This is a genomic window from Streptomyces sp. NPDC006283 (assembly GCF_040613325.1).
In the GTDB taxonomy this organism is placed as follows: Bacteria; Actinomycetota; Actinomycetes; order Streptomycetales; family Streptomycetaceae; genus Streptomyces.
Window position 1 is genome coordinate 1 of record NZ_JBEXRZ010000336.1, and the last position, 4,823, is coordinate 4,823.

Annotated in this window: 4 protein-coding genes and 1 pseudogene; 3 read left to right on the forward strand and 2 right to left on the reverse strand. The window is 72.5% G+C overall.

The window, feature by feature from the left end:
- The 3 genes from ABZ070_RS35320 to pgl all read left to right on the forward strand — a co-directional run.
- A partial coding sequence (locus ABZ070_RS35320) for a glucose-6-phosphate dehydrogenase (RefSeq protein WP_356640060.1) occupies positions 1-796 on the forward strand: 796 nt, incomplete at its 5' end.
- On the forward strand, positions 793-1,836 hold the full coding sequence (opcA, locus tag ABZ070_RS35325) for a glucose-6-phosphate dehydrogenase assembly protein OpcA (protein WP_356640062.1): 1,044 nt from the start codon (positions 793-795) through the stop codon (positions 1,834-1,836). The genes ABZ070_RS35320 and opcA, both read left to right, overlap by 4 nt.
- Complete coding sequence (gene pgl / locus ABZ070_RS35330) at positions 1,833-2,618, forward strand: 6-phosphogluconolactonase (protein WP_356640064.1); 786 nt, start codon at positions 1,833-1,835, stop codon at positions 2,616-2,618. Before opcA ends, pgl begins: the two co-directional genes overlap by 4 nt.
- Before the next feature lie 259 nt (positions 2,619-2,877).
- Here pgl and ABZ070_RS35335 read toward each other — a convergent pair.
- Positions 2,878-3,618 (reverse strand): annotated as a pseudogene (locus ABZ070_RS35335) (PH domain-containing protein); the annotation flags it as partial.
- Positions 3,619-3,835: 217 nt separating this feature from the next.
- Positions 3,836-4,405 carry a hypothetical protein gene (locus ABZ070_RS35340; RefSeq protein WP_356640066.1) on the reverse strand — a complete coding sequence of 190 codons (570 nt, stop codon included), beginning with the start codon at positions 4,403-4,405 and terminating at the stop codon, positions 3,836-3,838.
- Positions 4,406-4,823: the final 418 nt, after the last annotated feature.

Below are 4,823 nucleotides of genomic sequence, written 5' to 3' on the forward strand. Positions count from 1 at the left end.
CCGGGCCGGCTACTACGACGGCATCGGCGCCGCCCGTGACGTCATCCAGAACCACCTGCTCCAGCTGCTCGCCCTCACCGCCATGGAGGAGCCCGCCTCCTTCGACGCGGACGCACTCGCGGCGGAGAAGACCAAGGTGCTGGGCGCGGTGAAGCTGCCCAAGGACCTTGCGAAGGACACCGTCCGCGCGCAGTACACGGCGGGCTGGCAGGGCGGCGAGAAGGCCGTCGGCTACCTGCAGGAAGACGGCATCGACCCGAAGTCGAAGACCGACACCTACGCCGCGATCAAGCTGGAGATAGACAACCGCCGCTGGGCGGGCGTCCCCTTCTATCTCCGCACCGGCAAGCGGCTGGGCCGCCGGGTCACCGAGATCGCGGTCGTCTTCCAGCGCGCGCCGCACTCGCCGTTCGACTCCACCGCCACCGAGGAGCTCGGGCACAACGCGCTGGTCATCCGCGTGCAGCCGGACGAGGGCGTGACCATGCGGTTCGGCTCCAAGGTGCCCGGCACCTCGATGGAGGTCCGGGACGTCTCGATGGACTTCGCCTACGGCGAGTCGTTCACGGAGTCCAGCCCGGAGGCCTACGAGCGCCTCATCCTCGATGTGCTGCTCGGCGACTCCAACCTCTTCCCGCGTGTGGAGGAGGTCGAGCTGTCCTGGAAGATCCTCGACCCGATAGAGGACTTCTGGGACGCCAACGGCAAGCCGGCGCAGTACCCGGCCGGCACCTGGGGGCCGGACGAGGCGGACGAAATGCTCGCACGAGACGGACGGAGCTGGCGTCGGCCATGAAGATCGACCTTACGGACACCACGGCCAGCAAGATCAACAAGGCGCTGGTGCAGGGCCGCCGCGCGGTCGGCACCCCGGCCGTCGGCATGGTCCTCACCCTGGTCATCGTGACCGATGAGGAGAACGCCTACGACGCGCTCAAGGCCGCCAACGAGGCGTCCCGCGAGCACCCCTCGCGCACCCTCGTGGTCATCAAGCGGGTCTCGCGCTCGCCGCGTGACCGGGCCAAGGCCCGGCTCGACGCCGAGGTGCGGGTCGGCGCGGACGCGGGGACCGGCGAGACGGTCGTCCTGCGGCTGTACGGCGAGGTCACGGACCACGCCCAGTCGGTGGTGCTCCCGCTGCTGCTGCCCGACGCGCCCGTCGTCGTCTGGTGGCCGGTCAACGCGCCGACCGACCCGGCACAGGACCCGCTCGGCTCGCTGGCCCAGCGCCGGGTGACCGACACGTACGCCGCAGAGCAGCCGGTGCGTGAGCTGACGGCCCGCGCACAGGCGTACACCCCCGGCGACACCGACCTGTCGTGGACCCGGATCACACCGTGGCGTTCGATGCTCGCCGCGGCTCTGGACCAGGTCACCTGCGAGGTCACCTCCGTCGAGGTGGAGGGCGAGGAGTTCAATCCGAGCTGTGAACTGCTGGCGATGTGGCTCGCGGACCGGCTGAACGTACCGGTGAAGCGGTCGTCGTCGTCCGGCCCCGGTCTGACGTCCGTACGGATGGATTCCAGCAGCGGCCCCATCGTGCTCGACCGCGCCGACGGGTCGCTCGCCACGCTCTCCATCCAGGGCCAGCCCGACCGCGCGGTGGCGCTCAAGCGCCGCGACACGGCCGAGCTGATCGCGGAGGAACTGCGCCGGCTCGACCCGGACGACACGTACGCGTCGGCGCTGCGGTACGGCGTGGAGCGGCTGGGCGGCGGCGCGACGTCGCGGACGCCCGCGCCCGCCGAGCAGCCGGCGGAGAACGCGGAGAAGAAGGCGGCGCCCGCCCCGGCGGCGAAGAAGGCCGCCCCGGCGAAGAAGGCGGCCGCGAAATGACCGGCGCCGCGCAGCTCGTGGTCCACCGCGACAAGGAACTGATGGCGCAGGCGGCCGCGGCCAGGCTGATCACGAAGATCGTGGACGCCCAGGCCGCCCGCGGCTGCGCGTCGGTCGTCCTCACCGGCGGCCGCAACGGCAACGGCCTGCTGGCCGCGCTCGGTGCGTCCCCGGCGCGGGACGCGATCGACTGGGCGCGGCTCGACCTGTGGTGGGGCGACGAGCGGTTCCTGCCCGAGGGCGACCCCGATCGCAACGTCACACAGGCACGTGAGGCGCTGCTCGACCGCGTGCCGGTGGACCCGTCGCGGGTGCACGCCATGCCCGCGTCGGACGGCGCGCACGGCTCCGACGTGGAGGCGGCAGCCGCCGCCTACGCGGAGGAGCTCGCCGCGGCGGCGGGCCCGGAGGACCACGGCCCCGTGCCGACGTTCGACGTGCTGATGCTGGGCGTCGGGCCCGACACGCATGTGGCGTCGCTCTTCCCCGAACTGCCGGCGGTCCGCGAGACGGAACGCACGGTGGTCGGGGTGCACGGCGCCCCCAAGCCGCCGCCGACCCGCATCTCGCTCACACTTCCGGCGATCCGCGCGGCACGTGAGGTGTGGCTGCTGGCGGCGGGCGAGGACAAGGCGGAGGCGGCGGAGATCGCGCTGTCCGGCGCGGGCGAGATCCAGGCCCCGGCAGCGGGAGCCTACGGGCGGGCGAGGACGCTGTGGCTGCTGGACGCGGCGGCGGCGTCGAAGCTGCCGCGCGACCTGTACCCGCCGGCGTCGGCGTAACCCGCTGAGGATGTGGCGACGGGCTGATTTCGCGGAGCGAAATTCAGCCCGTCGGGCGTTTGAGGACACCGCGCGGAGCGCGGTACGGGTCCGGGCGAAGCCCGGTTTCGAAAAGGGCCGTCGCCGTCCACTCCACCCCTGCTGGGGGTACCCCCCACGGCCGTCAGGCCGTAGGGGGAGATTGAGGCGCGGGGCTCGGGCCAGAGCCCGGCGGGCAAGCGTCAGCCCCGACGACCCGAGACACAGACGCCGCCAGGCGTCACCCGCGCTCCAGGAACGGGTCCAGGAGCCCCGGCACCGCCGTCGCCGCGAACGTCAGCCCTTCCCCCTCCGCGGCGTCGTGGACGCCGTATCCGCCCGCTCCCGCCGCCGTCGTCGCCGTCAGCGTGATCAGGCCGGCCCGGCGCTGGAAGAGCGACTGGCGGGCGGTCCAGCCGATCACCCCGGTGCGTTGGAGCGCCACCGTGCTGCGGCGCACCGTGCCCGAGCGGGTGAGAAGGTACGCGCCACAGATCCCGTGGCCCAGCGCCCGGTACGCGTCGAGGCCCAGCAGCACCGCCGCCGGGATGCCGAGCACCGCGCAGGCCACCGCGATCCACAGCAGGACGGGTGTGAGCAGCGCGCCGAGGAGCGCCAGGGCCGCGGTCGGGAGCAGGACGGCGCCCAGGGCCCACCGCAGCCGCCGGCCACGGGCGGCCGGCGGGTGGGCGGTCAGCAGTGACGTGTCGGTCGGGGCGTACGTCTCGCGGAGCACGTGGGCCGCGACCTCGTCGGCCAGCACCCGGGGCGCCACGGGCAGCAGCACGTTGATGTCGGCGTGCTTGTCCTTGTCGTCCTTGACCAGTCCGGTGGCGACCGCGTCCAGCCGCGCCGCGCCGAACAGGCGTACGCCCAACGGCTCGACGAGGTCGATGCCGCGCAGTCGGCGTTCCTCTATGGATATCGAGCGTGCGGTGAACAGACCGCGCCGCACCCGCAGGGTGCCGCCGGGCTCCCGCTCCATGACAGCAAGGCCATACACCCACGCGGCCCATCACCGATGACTTTGCCTCGTGGTGCCGTCCTACTGGATGAGGATGAAGTCCGAACAGCAGAGGACGTATGCACGCAGCACTCGTGACATTGACGATTGCCCCCGATCAGGCCTCGGCTGCCGCTGGCGCGCTGATGAACGACATCCTGCCCAAGATCCGTTCAGCTCCCGGCTTCATCACCGGCTACTGGCCCGAGCCGGCCGACGGCAGCGGCTTCTCAATGATGCTGTTCGACACCGAGGAACAAGCTCGCGAAGCGACTCCGCCAGCAAGCGGCTGGACGGCCTCCGGCGTCACCATCACCGCCGTCGAGATCCGCCGGGTTGCAGTCACAGCACCTTGACGCAGACCGGCACCTCGCCGACGAAAACGAACCTTGCCGACGGCCGCCCCGCCGGAACACCCTCCGGCGGGGCGTCGCCAGTCACAGCCCGTCGGCATCGCGAACGCCGCCTTCGTCGGCATTTTCACGCCGAGCAACAGCCCCGCCCGCTCCTCAGCGTTCTCCCGCCGGGTGCGCTCGGCGGTCGCCTCCTTGCGGAACTCGGCGGCGTCTGGGTCGGTGACGGTCTGCAGCAGCTCCAGGTAGCGCTCCAGCTCCGCCTTCAACCCCTCGGCCTTCTCCAGCACTGCCCCCTGCACAATCCCGGCAGCCCGGGCGGCGTCGGTGACGACCCGGCCGGACGTCTCCTCGGCGGGCGCGGCCTTCGTGCCGCCCGTGCCCTTCTGCCGCTTGGCCCGGTAGGCGCTCATCGCGTTGTGGTCGGGGTCGGAGCAGTACTTCGGCGCCCGGCCGGCGGTGCCGTAGGGTCGGCGACCCGGGCTCCTGCGTCCATGGATCAGGCCTCAGCGGGGTGCTCCCTCGTCGGTCGGGCGCGCGTAGCGCTGCTGCGGTTCTCGGGGGCCGGAAAGGACCGCGCTCGCGCGACCGCGCAGCGACGCCGTAGGCGTCCTTGGAGCGTCCCCGAGGTTCGTGGCACCCTCTGGGGCCCGGTCGTCGAGGGAGTGCACCGCGACCCGCACCAACCCCTGGACCCCACCGAGCCGGCGGCCGACGACGATCCCCCCTCGGAGAGAGGGCCCGCCGGAGGCATCTGGCTCATGCACCCGCCCCGCACGGCCTGACCGAACTCGTCGACGGCAGCCTCGCCCTCCTGCGCACCGGCTTCCC

What these genes read in the sequence shown, in the direction of transcription:
- opcA (WP_356640062.1), top strand. Translation starts at nt 793, where the DNA reads ATGAAGATCGACCTTACGGACACCACGGCCAGCAAGATCAACAAGGCG.
- pgl (WP_356640064.1), top strand. Translation starts at nt 1,833, where the DNA reads ATGACCGGCGCCGCGCAGCTCGTGGTCCACCGCGACAAGGAACTGATG.
- ABZ070_RS35340 (WP_356640066.1), bottom strand. Translation starts at nt 4,405, where the DNA reads ATGAGCGCCTACCGGGCCAAGCGGCAGAAGGGCACGGGCGGCACGAAG.